Raw genomic sequence first — 16,710 nt, 5'->3', positions numbered from 1 at the left:
TCGTATGCCATACGGTCCTTCGCAAGCTCAGGATGACAGAGTAATTAAAACTGACTTCTACGACATGTGTCCCTTCTACACTCGGAACTGGACGGCCAGGGCCTGGATCTGCTCTTCGGTGCCCAGCACCAGCAGCACGTCGCCGGGGCCGGGCGGGTATCGGCGCCGGGGCTGACGATAAACTCGCCGGTGCTTTGCTTGAGGCCAATGACGTTAGCCCCGGTGCGGGAGCGAATGTCGAGCTCCCGGATGCTGAGGCCCTGGTAGCTGCGCTGAATCTCACGGTAGCTAAGCTCTTCGAGCCGCAGCTTGTTGGGTCCCAGACCGTTCATCATTTCCAGAAAGCGAATTACCTCGGGCCGCATCACCAGATTGGCCATGTGAGAGCCCCCGATTTCGTCGGGCATTACCACCGAGTCGGCCCCGGCCCGCAGCAGCTTGCTTTCCGAGGTTTTGAGGCTGGCGCGGGCAATGATTTTCAAATTGGGATTCAGCTCCCGGGCCGTGAGGGCCACAAAGACGTTGTCGGCATCCTTGGGCAGGGCCGTAATCAGGGCCCGGGCCCGGCGGATGCCGGCGGCCAGCAGAGTTTCGTCGGTGGTGGCGTCGCCGATGACGGTGGCAATGGCCCCGCCCCGGCAGCGTCGGCCTCGCGCACCAAGTCAGGGCTTTGCTCCACAACGACCACCGTGGCCCCGTTGGCACGCAGCTCGTGGTAAGCCTTGCTGCCGTTGCGCCCAAAGCCGCAGACGATGACATGGTCGTGGTAGCCCCGGATTTCCTGATCGGTTTTGAACATCTTGAAAATAGTACGCAGCTCGCCGTCAAAGATATAGGTCGTGAGCACCGACACGAGGTAGGCAATGACCAGCAGGTTAAAGAAAATGTAGACCGACACGAATAGCCGCCCCGGCGCCGAGAGCGGGTGCAGTTCCCCGAAGCCGACCGTCGAGATGGTAATCATCGTCATGTAGAGCGCATCGAGGAAGTTGTAGCCCTCGATGGTCATAAAGCCGAAAATACCCGTTGCAAACCCGCCGACGGTGAGCAGCACGGCTACTAAAAAGCGGCTCAGGTTAGCGCGTTTCCACATTCAGGTTAGTTTTGTCAGTAGTTAATGAACCTCATGTCTCCCGCTAGTCGACATGACGGGTTTACATAGCCCCGCGCGGGATGACGGTGCCGAGCATGTTGCCCAGGTCATCGTCCATCTTCTTGAGCAGCTTGATAGTGTGCAGGGTTTCGAGCAAAGCTAGCTCGTCCATGGGGTGGCGCAGAGCTTCGAGGCGGATGGACAGCTCCCGCTGCACGTTCACCTTGTTGAGGCGCAGAATGGCATTGTCGCAGGCTTGCTGGAGCTGGTCTACTTCCCGGGGCACGTAAATTTGGTGGGTGCTCCAGTTGGGGCTGAGCTCGTACTTCTCCGTGGCCAGGTCACTGACAATCATGCGAATGTCGCTGCGCCCGTGCTGGATAAAGGTGCGCACCTCGGGCCAGCGCCCTTCCTCCATTTCCTGGCGGCAAAGCTGGAGCAAGTCGGCGTAAATTGGGGTCTGAATGGTAGTTTCCTCGAGCTGGCCGAAAATGTACTGGGCCACGGCCATTTCCTCGGTCAGCGGCTGAGCGGCGTAGAGCAGCAGCAGGCGCACCACTTCCCGCTCGCAGGCCTGCAGCACGTCGGGCACGGGCTCTACGTCGGTGTCGGCCTCGGCTGAGCTGCCGCCGGCCGCGGCCAGCTCATCGGGCGTGGCGCCGTACATGGCCATTTCGGCCTCTTCCTCGGGGCTGAGGCCCCGCTGGCGGCCGGCTGTTGGTAATTGCCTGCCGGGGCTGAATATGGGCGGCTACCCGACTGGGGCCGGCTGCCGGCCCCGCTCCCACTGCTGCTTTGATTTCCTTGGCCGCCCTGCCCGCTGCTGGGGCGGCGCGCTGGGAGTCCTTCTTAACGAGCTTGTTGTACTCGGTGATGAGCACCTGCTCGTCGATGGCGAAGGTGGTGCTGGTTTGCTGCAAAAACACCTGCCGCTTGATCGGGTCGGGCACCTTGGCTATGCTCTGGAGCACTTCCCGGATGGCTTCAGCCTTCTTCACTGGGTCGTGGGCCGCCTCCTGCGACACCAAGCGGGTTTTAAAGGAAATAAAGTCCTGGCTGTTCTTGTCCAGGTATTCCTTGAAGCGCTGGTCGCCGACTTTGCGAATGTAGCTGTCCGGGTCGTCGCCGTCGGGAAACAAAACCACGCGCACGTTCAGGGCGCCTTCGAGCAGCATGTCGATGCCGCGCAAGGAGGCCCGAATGCCGGCCGCGTCGCCGTCGTAGAGCACCGTCACGTTGTCGGTGTAGCGCCCGATGAGGCGAATCTGGCTTTCGGTGAGCGACGTGCCCGACGAGGCCACCACGTTCTTGATGCCACCCTGGTGCAAACTCAGCACGTCGAGGTAGCCTTCCACGAGGTAGCACACTTCCTCGGTCCGGATGGCTTGGCGCGCCTGAAACAAGCCGTAGAGCACATCCGACTTGTGGTAAATGTCGGACTCGGGCGAGTTGAGGTACTTGGCCGTCTTGTCGTTGGCCTTGAGCGTGCGGGCCCCGAAGCCGATAACCCGGCCCGAGACGTTGTGAATCGGGAACATGACCCGTCCCGGAACCGGTCATAGCGCCGGTTAGGGTCATCCTCACGCACGATGGTCAGGCCGGTTTTCTCGAGGTACTTGGCCTCGAAGCCTTGTTTCTGGGCCGCTTTGAGTAGGTCGTCCCACTGGTCGAGGGAGTAGCCCAGCTCAAAGGTCTTGATGGTGGTCTGGTTCAGGCCACGCTGCATCAGGTAGCTTAGCCCGATACTCTCGCCTTCTTCGGTTTCGTGGAGCAGCTTCTGGTAGTGGTCCTTGGCCCAGTTGGAAACGATAAACTGGGAGTCCTTCTCGTTCTGGACGAGCTGCTCCTCGGGCGTCTTTTCCTCTTCCTCAATATCAATGGCGTACTTTTTAGCCAGGTACTTGAGGGCTTCCACGTAACTGGTGCCCTCGATGTCCATGATGAACTGCACCACCCCGCCGGCCTTGCCGCAGCCAAAGCACTTGTAAAGGCCCTTGGCCGGGGCTACCGAAAAGCTCGGCGACTTTTCGTGGTGAAACGGGCAGCAGGCCCACATATTCTGACCCTTGCGCTTCAGGGTCACGAAGTCACCCACCACCTCAACGATGTCGGCGTGGTGAATGATCTGGTCAACGGTTTCTTTTGGGATACGAGCCAAGGGTACTTTCTAGCAACAGGTTCAGAGGACGCGGCAACAGCACTACGAAGGTACGAGGTTCGCAGGGCAGAAAGCTAGCTTTCGTTTGGAGTTCCGGACGGGAATCGGCGGCGGCCGGCCAGCCTAAAACAGCGAAAGGCGGCCCCTGCTCGTGCAGAGGCCGCCTTTCTTGGGGTTGTCAGCCGCTGTTTCGCCCAGTTGCGGCTGACGGTTTCTACCGTATCGGGGCCCGTCACTCACAAACGGGCCCGCAAGACGCCCGCGGGGTTGTTGCAGCAACCCGCGGGCGTGGTAGAGCACTGGTTTCGTATTCCCCCATAGCGACAAGCCGGGCCAGAAGGTTACAAAAAATGCAGGCTTACCGGCAAACTCCAACTACCTCAGGGGTGCTTACTTAGCCTTGCGGATATAGATATTGCCCATCAACGACTTCATCATAATCTCGGCCCGCCCCCATTGAGCTTGCCGTAAGTCCAGCTGTCGGTGCTGACGCGGTACACTCCGTTCTGGGCGGTCCGGTTTACTTTGGGCGAAGCCTTTTCCGGTACCAGATCAAAGTCGCTGTAGACCTCACCCTGGTCTGATTTGAGCTTCAAGGACACCTTGGCCGCGGCGGGCAGCGTCACGTCGACCACACCGTTGACAGTGGAAAAAGCCATGGGCGCCCCGGCCGTTACGTTCTTGAAGTAGGCCCTGATGGGCCATTGACGGTGTTGGCTACTGCCGAGCCCGAAACCTGCCGCATAATGACGGCCCCGTTCACGTTGCTGAGCTCTAGCTCCCCACTCACGTTTTCGACCACAATGTCTCCCTCATTCACGGTTTTGAGCTGCAGGGAGAAGCGCTGGGGCACTTTGACAGTCATGTGGATAGGCTGCTGCCAGGAGTTGGTCTTGACGTAGACCTTGTTGTCTTTCTCCTCAATTGTCACGTCAAAGCCCGGGTTGGGGAAATGCGCCGCAAGCCCTTGGTACTTTCCTTGTCGTCCTCGTTTCGGTCGTCCTCGTCTTGGCGGCGGCCGGGGCTGCTGACGTCCACCACGACGTCTTTACCGCCGTAGCCTACCACGCTGATGGAGCCGTTGACCAATTTTACGCTTAGCAGGCCGGGCTTGCCGGGGGCACTCAGCGGTACCACCAGCTGCTCTTTGCTTTGGGCCGCGGCAGTACAGGTGAAGCTTAGCAGTAAAAGCAGAAACACGCCGGCACGCAGCCGGAAAAAGGAGCTTTTCATTAGGGTCGTCGTTTAATGGTCACGTCGCCGTTGAGGGTTTCGAAGCGGAAGTCATTGCCGCCCTTACCCAGCCGCACGGCCGTGCCTTTGGAGAGTTTATACCTGGTGCCGCCGGTGCTGCTTTCCTTGTTCTGCACCACCTGCACCGGCAGGTTTTCCACGTTAGGAAAGTCGGTATACAGCTCGCCGTGCATGCTTTTGAAGCGCACGTCGGCGGCCACGTCGGCCGGATACGTCACCTTGATGTCACCGTTGATAGTGCTATAGCGGCAGCTGCCGGCGGGGCTGCGCGCATAAGTCGCCTCCACGTTGCCATTGATGGTGCCGGCATCGGTGGGGCCCTGCACGTTCTTGAGCGTGACGGGCCCGTTGATGTTGCGGGCCTGCAGCGGGCCGCTGACGTCCTGCACCACAACGGCGCCGTTGTTGATGGTAGAAACGTTCAGACGCATCGGGCTGGGCGCCTTAATAACGTACTCAAACGTGTAGCTGTATTTGATGTCGTCGTGGTTGAAATGACGGCCGTTGCGGCGGGGCCGGGAGTCATAGGGCCCGGCCATGTAGGCTACAATACTGTCGTTGCGCTGCAGAAAGCCCGGTACGGCCTCCTTTTTACCCTGCTCCAAGTCGGCCTCGTTGTCGGCCCGAATAAGGCGGGTTACTTCCACCACTACTTGGTTGCCGCTGGTGCCCTGCACGCTCACCGGCCCGTCGATGTTATACACGGCCAACACGCTGCGGCCTGGGTCGGCGGTGAGGGTGAATTCCCGGCTCACCTGCTCCCGGAATTCGCGTTTCTGGGCTTTTGCTTGGCAGCTAGACAGCAAGACCAGCAGGACTAGCAGGCTGGGGTGAATAGGTAGCTTCATGGGATGATTCAGTGGTTGAGGGCGCGGCAGCGGGCCGGCCGGTGGAAAGGTGTTGGATACTTTCTTTAATCTTGCTTTTGACGGCCTCGTTCAGGTCGGGCTGCTGGAGCAGGCGGCGCAGGGGCTGCACCGAGCGGCGCTCCTGGAGCTGCACCATCACGTCGGCCAGGGCACTCTGCACCAGGGGCGAATCCTGGTTTTTGAGAGCTTGTACCAGGCCCAGGCGCACTTTGGGCTCGTGGGCCAGCTGGGCCAGGGCTTCGAGCGTAGCCAAGCGCACATTCACGTTCTCGTCGTGGTTGAGCGTGCTCAGCAGGGCCTCAATTACCTTGTCGTTGGCCCCGCTCAGCTCCTTGGTGTAGCTCACGGCCCGCAGCCGCTCGGTGGCTGAGGGGTTTTCGATGAGGGAGAGCAGCATCACCTGCCGCATCTGCTCTACCTGGCTGGTCAGGGCCGCCAGCTGCTTCTGGTCGACCGAGGCCGGAGCAACTTTCGGGCTGCTACGGAGCCAATAGCCAGCCGCCAAGCCCACCACCAGCAACCCCAGGCTATACGCCAGGCGCAGGGCCGGACCGGGCACCAGCAGGCCCCGCAGTTTTTCCCAGAAGCCCACCAGCTTGGCTTGCGGGGTCGACTCCATTTCTTCTTTGTAGGAAGCCAGCATCGAGTAAAAAGCCGGGCGCAGGTTTTCGCTCGGTGCGGGCTCGGGCACCGCGCCCAGGGTTTGCCACACCCGGCGCACGGCCTGCAGCTCCTCCTGGCAGTCGGCGCACTGGGCCACATGGGCGTCGAGGCGGTCCTGCTCGGTGGTAGTCAGTTCCAGGTGTAAGTAGTCAAGCAGCTGCTGCTGGGCTTGTTCGCAATTCATGTCCATCCCGTCAGTTTTCAATGCGCAGGTAAATTGTTTTCAGCTCGTTCAGGGCCCGGTGCACCCGCACTTTCACCGCGCCTTCGGTCGTATTCATCACCCGGGCTATTTCCTCGTACTTGAGTTCCTGAAACCGGCTCAAAATCAGCACTTCGCGGTTTTCGGCGCTGAGCCGGCCCAGGGCCCGGTGCAGGGTAGCTACTTCCTGCTCGCGCTGCAGCGCGTCGTCGGCCCGGGTGCCACCCCTATTTTCTCGGCAAAGTCCTGCACGTCGGCGTGGTGGATGCTGTGGCGGTTCTTCTTGACGTGGTCGGCCAGCACGTTGCGGGCCAAGTGGTACATCCAGGTCCGAAACTCCCCTCCCCGGTGTAGGTGTGCCGGTACTTGAGCATGCGGTAAAACACAGTCTGCACCAAATCCTCGCTGGTATCCGCGCGGCCCAGCATATGGTAGAGAAAGGAATACAGCTTGCGGTGGTAGCGCTCAAAGAGCAGACCCATCCGGTCCACGTCCCCGGCCTTGACCCGGAGCATAAGCGCATTGTCTGACAGCGAGTCCAACCGGGAAGAGGTGGTAGGTGGTGGGTTATTTGATGGTGGACACCGCCCTTGGCAAGGAAGGTTACAGCAAAGCAGGAATTATTTTTTGAAACGGCAGCGTGCGAGTTGTTAGAACGTCATGTCGAACGCAGTGAGACATCTCGCGTGCTATGGTAGTGTCATGCTGAGCGAAGTCGAAGCATCTCTACCACAGTGGTAATGCCTGATGCCTGTACAACGAAGCGGCAGAGATACTTCGGCAAGCTCAGTATGACAGTTAGCTTGGCAACGGCAGCACGCGAGATTCCTCGGACTCTGCTTGAAGCGCAGAATGCTCGGAATGACGTTCTTTATTAGTCGCCCTCGCGCCTCCCTTTTTATAAAGCGCGGCTGGTAACTTCCGCCCGCATTTGTGGGTTATCTTTGCAGTCCGCATTCTGCATTTCTGACCTATGGCTATTACCAAAGAAGACGTCCTCAAGGCCCTGAGCTACGTGGAGGAGCCCGACCTGGGCAAAGACCTCGTGACGCTCAACATGATTGAGGACGTGCATATCGACGGCAAGACGGTGTCGTTTTCCGTGATTCTGACCACGCCCGCCTGCCCCCTCAAAGAGCTGATTCACAACGCCTGCGTACGCGCCATCCACACGATGGTCGATAAAGACGCCGATGTGAAAGTGAACCTGACCTCGCGCGTAACTACCGCCCGGGCCGCCAACTCGGCCGTGCTCAGCGGCGTCAAAAACATCATTGCCATTGCCTCTGGTAAGGGTGGCGTGGGCAAAAGCACCGTCACGGCCAACCTGGCCATTGCCCTGGCCCGCACCGGCGCCAAGGTCGGCTTGGTCGATGCGGATATTTCCGGCCCCAGCATGCCCGTTATGTTCGGTGTGGAAGACGCCCGTCCCCACGTATTCCAGGGCCCCGACGGCCGCAACCTGATTCAGCCCATCGAGAAGTTCGGCGTCAAGCTGATCAGCATCGGCTTCCTGGCGCCTTCCGACAGCGCTATCGTATGGCGGGGCCCCATGGCTTCCTCGGCTCTGAAGCAGTTCATCACCGAAGTCGACTGGGGCGAGCTGGACTACCTGCTGCTCGACATGCCCCCGGAACCTCCGACATCCACCTCACGCTGGTGCAGACCGTGCCTGTAACCGGCGCCCTCATCGTGACCACGCCCCAAAAAGTGGCCCTGGCCGATGCCCAGAAGGGTTTGCAGATGTTCCGCCAGCCCCAAATCAACGTACCTGTGCTGGGCATCGTGGAGAATATGGCGTGGTTTACGCCCGCCGAGCTGCCCGATAACCGCTACTACATCTTCGGCGAAGGCGGCGGGAAAGCGTTGGCCGACAAGCACGAAGTGCCGCTGCTGGGCCAACTGCCGCTGGTGCAGAGCATCCGCGAAAACGGCGACTACGGCACGCCGGCCATTACCCAGCCTGGTACGCCAGACGCCATTATGTTTGAGCAGCTGGCCGAGGAATTGGCCCGGCAGGTGTCTATCCGCAACGCGGTGGCGCCCCGTACGCAGGTCGTCGAAATGAAGTCCTAAGCTCAACCGGAACCCCGGCTTTTTCCGGCGTTGGTAACTTTGTAACCCGACCCGGTGTTACTTCAGAGCCAGCCAAAAGCTGTATCTTTACCCGCCTACCCTGTTTTCGGCGTCCGTGCCACTTTGATTTCCATGAATTCTACCGCTGTTCTTGAGCATCCTTTGTTGTCCCGCGTCGAGCAGGCCCTGGACACGATACGCCCGTATCTGGCGGCCGACGGCGGCAACGTGCGCGTGCTAAACATCACCGACGAGCTGGTGCTCCAACTCGAGCTGCTGGGTGCCTGCGGCACCTGCCCCATGTCGCCGATGACGCTCAAAGCTGGCGTGGAGGAATCGGTGAAAAAGGCCGTACCCGAAATCCTGCGGGTAGAAGCCATCAACGGCACGCCCTTCGCCGAGCAGCCCGCCGGCCAGACTGGCCACCCCGTGTCGCCGGCCCCGGTGCCCACGCCGGAGTTTTAGAGTTTGCTTCTTTATTAGAAAGGCCAGCTTCCATTGTGGGAAGCTGGCTTTTTTGTTTGGCAGACCTTTCATTGTATGGATTACAATTTTATAGCTAATTACTACGCATGATATAAAACACTTTGTAGACACAATGCCCACCACACACTGTTATAAAAAACTCACACCAGTTTCACTCCCGGTAGCATATTAACTTTAATCTGTCTTCGCTGATGTCTAATGAGAACTGGCCGACGCTATTTATCAAACCCATTATTTGTTCTACATCCTGTTTATTGCAGCCGCCATCAACAATCCTTGGAAAAGCAAGGAATTCAATTTCTTCGAAAGCTAGCCAACCCCCAAGTGAGTTACAGCCCTCAAAACCATTCTGCCAATAGTCAAATTTGAAGCTAGTATCTCTGTGCAAGTATAATTCGCCTATTCGCTCTTCTTGGACCTTCTTGAATTCAATTCTTAAAATTTTATCAGCATTTTCCACAAGCTTATTGATCAGCCTCACCCATTTTGAGTTTGACATAAGATGCTGTGAAAATTTCACAAGCGCTTTTTTAATTTCTCGATCTACTTGCTCATCATACCTTCTGGCTTTATTAGTTCTCATAGAATTGTCAATAACACTTGATTTTACGGTACGAATCACTCTCTAATTAATATAGAGCATTCTGCTGTTGGTAGGCTTCACGCTACTCTAACTTCCGGAAGGAAGAGTTGTCCGGCTGTTGTCAAAGCACCACCTCAAGGTAGCCACTTTGCCCAAATCCTCCCAACTGCCCCGCCGTTCAGCTCCCTACCCTATCTTTGCCCATCACCCTACGCTCTTCGTTTCCGATGCCCAACCCGAATAACCCCGCCCTGCACTCCTGGATTGATATTGCCCCGACCAGCGACTTTCCCATTCAGAACCTGCCCTTCGGCGTGTTCGAAACTCCGGAGCGCGGTCCGCGGCTGGGCGTGGCCATCGGCGACTACGTGCTGGACTTGTACGCGGTAAGCCAATTCGGCTTTTTCGAAGACCTGGACATTCCTACCCAGCCCAAGGTGTTTCGCCGCCGCTCCCTGAACAGCTTTATCCGCCTGGGCCGCCCGGTGTGGCGGGCCGTGCGCCTGCGCGTTTCGGAGCTGCTACGGCACGACAACGGCGAGCTGCGCGACAACGAGGAAGCCATGCGCACCTGCCTAGTACGGCAGAGCGAGGTGCAGATGCTGCGCCCGGTGAAGCCCCAGAATTACACCGATTTCTATTCCAGCATCGAGCACGCCACCAACGTGGGCATCATGTTCCGGGACCCGGCCAACGCCCTGCTGCCTAACTGGCGCCACATTCCGATTGGCTACCACGGCCGGGCCAGCAGCATCGTGGTCAGCGGCACCGACATCCGCCGGCCCAACGGGCAGCGCAAGGCTCCGGATGCGGCGGCGCCCTCGTTTGGCCCGAGCCAACAGCTGGACTTTGAGCTGGAAGTGGCTTTCGTAGTCGGCAAAAGCACGGAGCTGGGCCACTCTATTCCGCTGCAGCACGCCGAGGAGCATATTTTCGGCCTGGTACTGTTCAACGACTGGAGTGCCCGCGACATTCAGAGCTGGGAATATGTGCCGCTAGGGCCGTTTCTGGGCAAAAGCTTCGGCAGCAGCGTCTCGCCTTGGGTAGTGACCCTCGACGCGCTGGAGCCCTTCCGAACGGCCGGGCCGGTACAGGAACCCGAGCCCCTGCTCTATTTGCGCCAGCTGGACGCTCACAACTTCGATATCAACCTGGAAGTGGGTATTCAACCCGCCGACGCTCCCGAAACGACGGTGTGCCGCTCTAATTTTCGGTACATGTACTGGAGCATGGCCCAGCAGCTCACCCACCAGGCCAGCAACGGCTGCAATCTGCAGGTCGGCGACCTGTACGCCAGCGGCACCATCAGCGGCCACACCCCCGACTCTTTTGGCTCGATGCTGGAGCTGGCCTGGAAAGGCACCAAGCCCCTGCCCCTGACCGACGGCTCGGAGCGCAAGTTCATTCAGGATGGCGACACGGTGACCATCCGCGGCTTTGCCGAAAAAGACGGTATCCGCATCGGCTTCGGGGAAGTGCGCGGCACGGTACTGCCCGCCAACCCACTGTAAGCACAAAGCAAACACCACAAAAAAGGCCCGTTCTTAGCGTAGAGCGGGCCTTTTTTATACGGATGAATTCTGCTCAGAAGCCCCTGCGGGGTCTGGGGCGGGCGTGGTGGGCTCGTCGAGCCGCTCCAGCTCGTGCAGGGCCGTGGCGGGGTCAAAGGAATGGAGCATACCCAGCCATGACTCCTCCAGGCTTTCGGGTTGGGGCTCGGCAGGCGCTTGGGGCGTGGTGGGTTCGTCGGGGTGGGTGGTATGCATGGGGCAGCGGGCTACATTCTGTTCTACGACAATATAGTTGGTTTAATGTTAGTGGTCAGGCGGCGCTAGAGCACCGGCACGGCTTCCCCGCGGTAATAGCAGTTCAAAATGGAGTCCATGGGCTGCCGGGCTGCCGCCACGGCCGCCACCGTGGACTGATACTGGGGGTCGAGCAATGGCAGTAAGGGCTGCTCCACGCGGTTGAAGTGCCGAAAGGCGGCCCGCAGCTTGGCATCCCACTCGGCGTGGAAGTGCAGCAGGTCGTCGGGCAGCACGCGGGTGCGGGTACTGCCGGGTTCCGGCAGGGCCTCAAACGGCTCCCACACGTTGAGGTAGCCGTAGTCGTCGGTGAGTTCTTCCCCGGGGTGAATGTCGCGCACGGCCAGCTCGAAGTTGTACGGGGTCGAGACCAGACTGGAAGCAAACGAGTGGTTGACAAAGCGGGAATTGTCCCAGCACAGCACAAAGTTGCCCTGGGCGTCGCGGTAGCTGTATTTGTTAAGTATGGCCCGGTGAATCTGGTCGAGTCCTTGCACCTGGCCAGGGGTAAATACCTGGTCAAATGCGTCAAAATCCAGCAGATGGTGCCCTTGGGAATAAAGCGGGTAGCCACAACGCCGTACCCAATTTCGGGGCTTATAAACCGTAATTCCGTATGCGGATGAATCATGGGGCTGTGTCCTGTGAGGTTGCGGGTCCGGCCAGTAAGTAGCAATAGTCGTGTAGCGCAAAAACGGCTATCCGGTTATAGCTGAGCTACTTATACAGCGACAGGTATTACCAGGAGGCTGGAGCAATAAAAGGCTTGGCTATTTCCGCATTTGTAGCTAGCAACCCAACGCTTTGCTACGTATTAATCTCAAAAATACCTGGTAACAAATACGTATTTACTAACGGTTGTACTTAAACTTTAAACTCTATAATTCTAGGTCAGTACTATCCATTGTCGACGTTGGCAGCTTCGGGGCAGTACTTACTACCCGGCAGCTCTGATGCTTCGCTCACTCCATCCACCACTAACCAACCAAGATTCCTATGTTAGCAATGGAATATCGGGGCCCCAAAAGGGTCCGTGCCGTGCAGAAACCAATGCCGGAAATCAAGCATCCCAGGATGCCATCGTCCGGGTGCTGCGCACTTGCATCTGCGGCTCCGACTTGCACCTATACAACGGCAACGTGCCCGACACCCGCGTAGGCTCCACTTTTGGCCACGAGTTTATCGGCGAGGTGGTGGAAATCGGCTCGGAAGTCACCAAAGTAAAAACCGGCGACCGGGTTATCGTGCCCTTCAACATTGCCTGCGGCGAATGCCACTTCTGCCGGCAAGGCATGTTTGGCAACTGCCATGAATCCAACACCGAGGCCACGGCCGTCGGTGCTATCTTCGGCTATTCGCACACGGCCGGCGGCTATGATGGCGGCCAGGCGGAATATGCCCGGGTGCCTTACGCCAACGTGGGCCCCACCATCATCCCGAAGGCATGGACCTGGATGATGCCGTATTGCTGACCGACGTAGTACCCACGGGCTACCAGGCCGCTGAAATGGCCGGTATCCAGCCCAACGACACGGTGGTGGTATTCGGAGCTGGTCCGGTCGGCATTATGGCCGCCCGTTGCGCTTGGCTTTTTGGTGCCGGCCGCGTCATCATCATCGACAAGGAAGACTACCGCCTGGAATTTGCCCGCAACTACTCCTACTGCGAGGCCTACAACTTCGAGGAAATCGGTGACCCGGTGGTATTCATCAAGAAAATTACCGACTGGATTGGAGCTGACGTGGTAATTGACGCCGTAGGCGCCGAGGCTGCCGGCAGCGCCATGCAGACCATCACGGGCCGTAAGCTACTGCTGCAGGCCGGCTCGGCTACGGCGGTACACTGGGCTATCAACTCGGTGAAAAAAGGCGGCGTGGTGTCGATTGTAGGCGTATACGGTCCTACCGACAACCTCATTCCGATCGGCAACGTGCTGAACAAGGGCCTTACCATCCGGGCCAACCAGGCCTCCGTGAAGCGCTTACTGCCCCGCCTGATTGAGCACATTCAGAACGGCACGCTCAACCCCAAAGGGCTGATTACGCACCGTATTCCGCTGGCCGAAGTGGCCGACGGCTACCGCATGTTCTCTGCCAAGCTGGACAACTGCATCAAGCCGGTGATGATTCCCTAATGCGCCAACCTGAAACGCCGACTGACCATGGAAAATAACGTAGTAAACACCCCCATCGACCCCAAGCAAGTACCTGGCTGGGGCGTGGACGCCGACCCCAAGAACGATCCGACCTACCCCATGCGGGCCCGCATGAACGTAACGCAGGACCCGGACAGCAAGCACCGTCCCGCCACGTTGCAGCCGATGGAAGTGGAGAAGCTGCGCTCCATTGAGCGCCCCAACGTATCGGCTGTGTACGGCACCACCGTTCCGCCCATGGGGTTGAGCGGCGTGATTCGTCGCTTTGCCTTTAAATACAGCGAGAACCGCTACCGCCACTGGCTGCCCCTGATTGTGGCTGACCGCGTTGGCGTGGTGGAAGGCATTCTGCAGGACCTAATGCACGGCAAGGTGCCCAACATCTGGGCCGAGAAAGGCTACAACGTAGAGTGGAAACACAACCGTACAGCCTTTATCACCAAGATGTCCATCATAACCGCCGTTACGGCCGGCACGATACTCTGGCTTAATTCGGGTGAGAAGAAAAAGGGCTTCCGCCGCCGCGACAACGAGCGGCGCTACTAGTCGCAAGACTGCCCTTTTACGCCAAAAAAGCCCGCCCGGAATTGCTCCGGGCGGGCTTTTTAGTGTTTATAAGTACCTGCTACGGCATTAGCGGTTCACATAGTCGAGCAGGAACTGCTGGTTCTGGTAGCGCACCTTGGTTACCGAGCCGTAGTCGATATTGAGGCGAAAGGCGTTGGCTAGGGGCAAGCCGAGGCAGTGGCAGAGCAGGGTGCGGATCAGGGCGGCGTGGGCGAATATCAGCACATCGGCCTCCGGCTCGGCGGCGGGCTGGGTCAGCACTTCGGTGAGGAAGGCCACGGCCCGCTGCTGCACTTCGGTGAAGGTTTCGCCCTCGGGCGCGCGCTGGGTCACGAAGTCGGCCTTCCAGGGCTCCAGCTCGTGGCCGGGCAGCTCGGCCCAGGCCTGCATTTCCCAGCGGCCAAAGTGGTACTCTTTCAGCCGCTCATCCAGACAGATAGGTCCTTCGACCACGTCTTCGGCCAGAATGCGGCAGCGCGACAGGGGGCTGGCATAGGCCCGCACGGCTCCGGCGCCCAGCCCAGCGGCCAGCACCCGGCACAGCCGCTCCTTTTCCTGCTCGTAGCGCGAACTCAGCGCCACGTCGGTTTGCCCGTAGCAGATGCCGGCCGCCGTAGCTACGCTTGTATGTCGAATCAGGTAGATATCCATGCTTTTTGCTTGCCCCAGAACGACGAAAACGCACCTATAGGTTTCTGGCGCGGGGAAACTGCTTCTACGAGGTGCCGCACGAAAAAGCCCGACCGGTAGACTACCGGCCGGGCTTTTGGTTAACTAGGCATTTACTTACGGCCGTTGATGATTTCCTCTACCACGTTCGGGTCGAGCAGGGTGGTTACGTCGCCGATGTTGCTGGTTTCTCCCTCGGCCACCTTGCGCAGGATGCGGCGCATGATTTTGCCCGAGCGGGTTTTGGGCAGGCCCGACACAATCTGAATCTTGTCGGGCTTGGCGATTTTGCCAATCTGGGCTACCACCGTCTCAATAATGCTGGCTTCCACCCGAGGCTTGTCGGCCTCGTTGGCGCAGGCCCCGTCGCGGCAGATAACGAAGGCGTAAATGCCTTGGCCTTTCACGTCGTGGGGTAGCCCACCACGGCGCTTTCGATGATGTTGTCGTTCTCGTTGATGGCGTTTTCAATTTCGGCCGTGCCGAAGCGGTGCCCACTCACATTGATGACGTCGTCGACGCGGCCGATGATGCGGTAGAGCCCGTTTTCGTCGCGCCGGGCCCCGTCGCCGGTGAAGTAGTAGCCCGGATAGGGTCCGAAATAGGTTTGCTTGGCCCGCTCATGGTCGCCGTAGGTGGTGCGGATGATGCCCGGCCAGGGGTGCTTGATGGCCAGATAACCTTCCTGGTCGTTGCCTTCGATTTCCTGGCCTTCCTGATTCAGCAATACCGGCTGCACGCCCGGCAGGGGCTGGCCCGCGTGGGCCGGCTTGGTGGGCGACACCCCGGCCAGGGCCGAAATCATGATGCCGCCGGTTTCGGTTTGCCACCAGGTGTCAATCACCGGACAGCGCTCCTTGCCCACGTGGGTGTGGTACCAGTGCCAGGCTTCCTCGTTGATGGGCTCCCCCACCGAGCCCAGCACCCGCAGCGAATCGAGCGAGTAGCTGAGCACATTGTCGAGGGGCGTGGCCATCAGGCTGCGGATAGCCGTGGGCGCGGTGTAGAACACGTTGACGCCGTGCTTGTCAATTACCTCCCAGAAGCGGCCCGCGTCGGGGTAAGTTGGTACACCCTCGAACATGAGCGTGGAGGCCCCGCTGAGCAACGGACCGTAGAGCAAATACGTGTGTCCCGTAACCCAGCCAATGTCGGCCGTGCACCAGTAAATGTCGTTTTCCTCGACCTGGAACACGTTGCGGAAGGTGTAGTCGGCCCAGACCATGTAGCCGGCCGTGGAGTGCACCACGCCCTTGGGCTTACCGGTACTGCCCGAGGTGTAGAGGATAAAGAGCAGGTCTTCGGCGTCCATCTCCTCGGCCGGGCACGACTTACTGGCTTCCAGGGCTTCCTCGTGGTACCATACGTCGCGGCCTTCCTGCATGTGCACGGGCCAGCCCAGGTGCTCCACCACAATAACGCGGCGCACCGAGGGGCAGCTTTCCAGGGCCTCATCTACCACGCGCTTCACCGGAATCTGCTTGGGGCCGCGGTTCAGCCCGTCGGAGGTCAGCACCACCGTGGCCTGGGCATCGTTGACGCGGTCGGCAATGGCGGTGCTGCTGAAGCCGGCGAAGATGACGGAGTGCACGGCTCCAATCCGGGCACAGGCCAGCACGGCAATGGCCAGCTGCGGAATCATGGGCATGTAGAGGCAGACCCGGTCCCCCTTTTCGACGCCGTTGTTGAGCAGCACGTTGGCAAACTGACACACCTGCTGGTGCAATTCCCGGTAGGTGTAGCGAATCTGACGGGTCTTGGGGTCGTTGGGCTCCCAGATCAGGGCTAGCTTGTTGCCGCGGGTGGCCAGGTGGCGGTCCAGGCAGTTTTCGGTGATGTTGAGCTTGGCCCCGCTAAACCACTCGTTGTGGCCTTCTACCATATCGGCTTTGAGCACGGACGTCCACTTGCGGCGCCAGGTGAAAGGCTCGGCGACGTCGGCCCAGAACTGCTCGGGGTTGTCGAGGCTACGGCGGTAGGCGTCCTGGTACTCTTCAAAGGTTCGGATGCGGGGATGATTCAGGGGCATGGTTGAGGTCAGTGGCAGTAAGGGCAGCAGTTTACGAAAAAGTCGGGCTTCATCCCTCCCGTATTGTCGCACTTTGCTTGGCGGTAATAGCATATCCTACC

General features: G+C 59.3%; 18 protein-coding genes and 4 pseudogenes. 5 read left to right on the top strand and 17 right to left on the bottom strand.

Features of this window, described 5'->3' with window-relative positions:
• Nucleotides 1–44: 44 nt before the first annotated feature.
• From MUN79_RS30210 to MUN79_RS31215, 12 genes and pseudogenes are all read right to left on the bottom strand, one after another.
• On the bottom strand, nt 45–572 hold the full coding sequence (locus tag MUN79_RS30210; protein ID WP_262923072.1) for a potassium channel family protein: 528 nt from the start codon (nt 570–572) through the stop codon (nt 45–47).
• Nucleotides 551–1,093, bottom strand: a complete 543-nt coding sequence (locus MUN79_RS30205) for a potassium channel family protein (protein WP_262922897.1) — start codon at nt 1,091–1,093, stop codon at nt 551–553. Before MUN79_RS30205 ends, MUN79_RS30210 begins: the two co-directional genes overlap by 22 nt.
• A 61-nt stretch (nt 1,094–1,154) precedes the next feature.
• A complete protein-coding gene (locus MUN79_RS18595; protein ID WP_244674113.1) occupies nt 1,155–1,760 on the bottom strand; it encodes a hypothetical protein in 606 nt (201 codons plus the stop codon).
• Complete coding sequence (locus tag MUN79_RS31225; RefSeq protein WP_311136788.1) at nt 1,738–2,268, bottom strand: hypothetical protein; 531 nt, start codon at nt 2,266–2,268, stop codon at nt 1,738–1,740. Before MUN79_RS31225 ends, MUN79_RS18595 begins: the two co-directional genes overlap by 23 nt.
• Nucleotides 2,242–3,188: pseudogene (dnaG, locus tag MUN79_RS18590) on the bottom strand (DNA primase); the annotation flags it as partial. The pseudogene dnaG and the gene MUN79_RS31225, both read right to left, overlap by 27 nt.
• A gap of 497 nt (nt 3,189–3,685) precedes the next feature.
• Nucleotides 3,686–3,910 (bottom strand): DUF4097 family beta strand repeat-containing protein, encoded by a 225-nt coding sequence (locus tag MUN79_RS18585; protein WP_244674112.1) that lies wholly within the window; start codon nt 3,908–3,910, stop codon nt 3,686–3,688.
• 14 nt (nt 3,911–3,924) lie between these two features.
• The gene (locus MUN79_RS18580; RefSeq protein ID WP_244674111.1) at nt 3,925–4,182 is read right to left on the bottom strand and encodes a DUF4097 family beta strand repeat-containing protein; all 258 of its coding nucleotides are present in this window, start codon (nt 4,180–4,182) and stop codon (nt 3,925–3,927) included.
• Nucleotides 4,179–4,484 carry a hypothetical protein gene (locus MUN79_RS18575; protein ID WP_244674110.1) on the bottom strand — a complete coding sequence of 102 codons (306 nt, stop codon included), beginning with the start codon at nt 4,482–4,484 and terminating at the stop codon, nt 4,179–4,181. The genes MUN79_RS18580 and MUN79_RS18575 overlap by 4 nt, the downstream gene beginning before the upstream one ends.
• The gene (locus MUN79_RS18570; protein ID WP_244674109.1) at nt 4,484–5,353 is read right to left on the bottom strand and encodes a DUF4097 family beta strand repeat-containing protein; all 870 of its coding nucleotides are present in this window, start codon (nt 5,351–5,353) and stop codon (nt 4,484–4,486) included. Before MUN79_RS18570 ends, MUN79_RS18575 begins: the two co-directional genes overlap by 1 nt.
• Nucleotides 5,301–6,221, bottom strand: coding sequence for a zf-HC2 domain-containing protein (locus MUN79_RS18565; protein WP_244674108.1), 921 nt, complete (start codon nt 6,219–6,221; stop codon nt 5,301–5,303). The genes MUN79_RS18570 and MUN79_RS18565 overlap by 53 nt, the downstream gene beginning before the upstream one ends.
• A 10-nt stretch (nt 6,222–6,231) precedes the next feature.
• Nucleotides 6,232–6,567, bottom strand: coding sequence for an RNA polymerase sigma factor (locus MUN79_RS31220; protein ID WP_311136787.1), 336 nt, complete (start codon nt 6,565–6,567; stop codon nt 6,232–6,234).
• The gene (locus tag MUN79_RS31215) at nt 6,467–6,721 is read right to left on the bottom strand and encodes an RNA polymerase sigma factor (protein WP_311136786.1); all 255 of its coding nucleotides are present in this window, start codon (nt 6,719–6,721) and stop codon (nt 6,467–6,469) included. The genes MUN79_RS31220 and MUN79_RS31215 overlap by 101 nt, the downstream gene beginning before the upstream one ends.
• A 491-nt stretch (nt 6,722–7,212) precedes the next feature.
• Between MUN79_RS31215 and MUN79_RS18555 the strand changes: the two are divergent.
• Both MUN79_RS18555 and MUN79_RS18550 read left to right on the top strand, forming a co-directional pair.
• Nucleotides 7,213–8,315: pseudogene (locus MUN79_RS18555) on the top strand (Mrp/NBP35 family ATP-binding protein).
• Between the two features lie 132 nt (nt 8,316–8,447).
• Nucleotides 8,448–8,780: a NifU family protein gene (locus MUN79_RS18550; protein WP_244674107.1), complete on the top strand. Its 333-nt coding sequence runs from the start codon at nt 8,448–8,450 to the stop codon at nt 8,778–8,780.
• 172 nt (nt 8,781–8,952) lie between these two features.
• Here MUN79_RS18550 and MUN79_RS18545 read toward each other — a convergent pair whose 3' ends face one another.
• A complete protein-coding gene (locus tag MUN79_RS18545; protein WP_244674106.1) occupies nt 8,953–9,423 on the bottom strand; it encodes a hypothetical protein in 471 nt (156 codons plus the stop codon).
• 188 nt (nt 9,424–9,611) lie between these two features.
• On the opposite strand from MUN79_RS18545, the gene fahA reads away from it, so the two are divergent.
• Nucleotides 9,612–10,895 (top strand): fumarylacetoacetase, encoded by a 1,284-nt coding sequence (fahA, locus tag MUN79_RS18540; RefSeq protein ID WP_244678357.1) that lies wholly within the window; start codon nt 9,612–9,614, stop codon nt 10,893–10,895.
• Between the two features lie 54 nt (nt 10,896–10,949).
• On the opposite strand, the gene MUN79_RS18535 is transcribed toward fahA, so the two are convergent.
• Both MUN79_RS18535 and MUN79_RS18530 read right to left on the bottom strand, forming a co-directional pair.
• Nucleotides 10,950–11,150, bottom strand: a complete 201-nt coding sequence (locus MUN79_RS18535; RefSeq protein ID WP_244674105.1) for a hypothetical protein — start codon at nt 11,148–11,150, stop codon at nt 10,950–10,952.
• Nucleotides 11,151–11,215: 65 nt separating this feature from the next.
• Entirely contained in the window at nt 11,216–11,686 is a 471-nt protein-coding gene (locus MUN79_RS18530) for an SET domain-containing protein-lysine N-methyltransferase (protein ID WP_244674104.1), read from the bottom strand.
• A 499-nt stretch (nt 11,687–12,185) separates the two neighbouring features.
• Here MUN79_RS18530 and MUN79_RS18525 point away from each other — a divergent pair.
• A pseudogene (locus MUN79_RS18525) lies at nt 12,186–13,323 on the top strand (zinc-dependent alcohol dehydrogenase).
• Nucleotides 13,324–13,350: 27 nt separating this feature from the next.
• On the top strand, nt 13,351–13,890 hold the full coding sequence (locus tag MUN79_RS18520) for a hypothetical protein (protein ID WP_244674103.1): 540 nt from the start codon (nt 13,351–13,353) through the stop codon (nt 13,888–13,890).
• Between the two features lie 87 nt (nt 13,891–13,977).
• Here MUN79_RS18520 and cobC read toward each other — a convergent pair whose 3' ends face one another.
• Both cobC and acs read right to left on the bottom strand, forming a co-directional pair.
• A complete protein-coding gene (gene cobC, locus MUN79_RS18515) occupies nt 13,978–14,562 on the bottom strand; it encodes an alpha-ribazole phosphatase family protein (protein WP_244674102.1) in 585 nt (194 codons plus the stop codon).
• A 131-nt stretch (nt 14,563–14,693) separates the two neighbouring features.
• Nucleotides 14,694–16,609, bottom strand: a pseudogene (acs, locus tag MUN79_RS18510) (acetate--CoA ligase).
• Between the last annotated feature and the right edge of the window lie 101 nt (nt 16,610–16,710).

It is taken from the genome of Hymenobacter cellulosilyticus, assembly GCF_022919215.1.
GTDB lineage: Bacteria > Bacteroidota > Bacteroidia > Cytophagales > Hymenobacteraceae > Hymenobacter > Hymenobacter cellulosilyticus.
This window is presented reverse-complemented; position numbering and strand designations above follow the sequence as displayed.

Bases quoted from the DNA above. Each gene is read 5' to 3' on its own strand.
- MUN79_RS18570 (WP_244674109.1), bottom strand. From the start codon at position 5,353: ATGAAGCTACCTATTCACCCCAGCCTGCTAGTCCTGCTGGTCTTGCTG.
- fahA (WP_244678357.1), top strand. From the start codon at position 9,612: ATGCCCAACCCGAATAACCCCGCCCTGCACTCCTGGATTGATATTGCC.
- MUN79_RS18520 (WP_244674103.1), top strand. From the start codon at position 13,351: ATGGAAAATAACGTAGTAAACACCCCCATCGACCCCAAGCAAGTACCT.
- cobC (WP_244674102.1), bottom strand. From the start codon at position 14,562: ATGGATATCTACCTGATTCGACATACAAGCGTAGCTACGGCGGCCGGC.
- MUN79_RS18575 (WP_244674110.1), bottom strand. From the start codon at position 4,484: ATGAAAAGCTCCTTTTTCCGGCTGCGTGCCGGCGTGTTTCTGCTTTTA.
- MUN79_RS30205 (WP_262922897.1), bottom strand. From the start codon at position 1,093: ATGTGGAAACGCGCTAACCTGAGCCGCTTTTTAGTAGCCGTGCTGCTC.
- MUN79_RS18565 (WP_244674108.1), bottom strand. From the start codon at position 6,221: ATGAATTGCGAACAAGCCCAGCAGCAGCTGCTTGACTACTTACACCTG.
- MUN79_RS18550 (WP_244674107.1), top strand. From the start codon at position 8,448: ATGAATTCTACCGCTGTTCTTGAGCATCCTTTGTTGTCCCGCGTCGAG.
- MUN79_RS31215 (WP_311136786.1), bottom strand. From the start codon at position 6,721: ATGGGTCTGCTCTTTGAGCGCTACCACCGCAAGCTGTATTCCTTTCTC.
- MUN79_RS18595 (WP_244674113.1), bottom strand. From the start codon at position 1,760: ATGTACGGCGCCACGCCCGATGAGCTGGCCGCGGCCGGCGGCAGCTCA.
- MUN79_RS31225 (WP_311136788.1), bottom strand. From the start codon at position 2,268: ATGCTGCTCGAAGGCGCCCTGAACGTGCGCGTGGTTTTGTTTCCCGAC.
- MUN79_RS18535 (WP_244674105.1), bottom strand. From the start codon at position 11,150: ATGCATACCACCCACCCCGACGAACCCACCACGCCCCAAGCGCCTGCC.
- MUN79_RS18585 (WP_244674112.1), bottom strand. From the start codon at position 3,910: ATGGCTTTTTCCACTGTCAACGGTGTGGTCGACGTGACGCTGCCCGCC.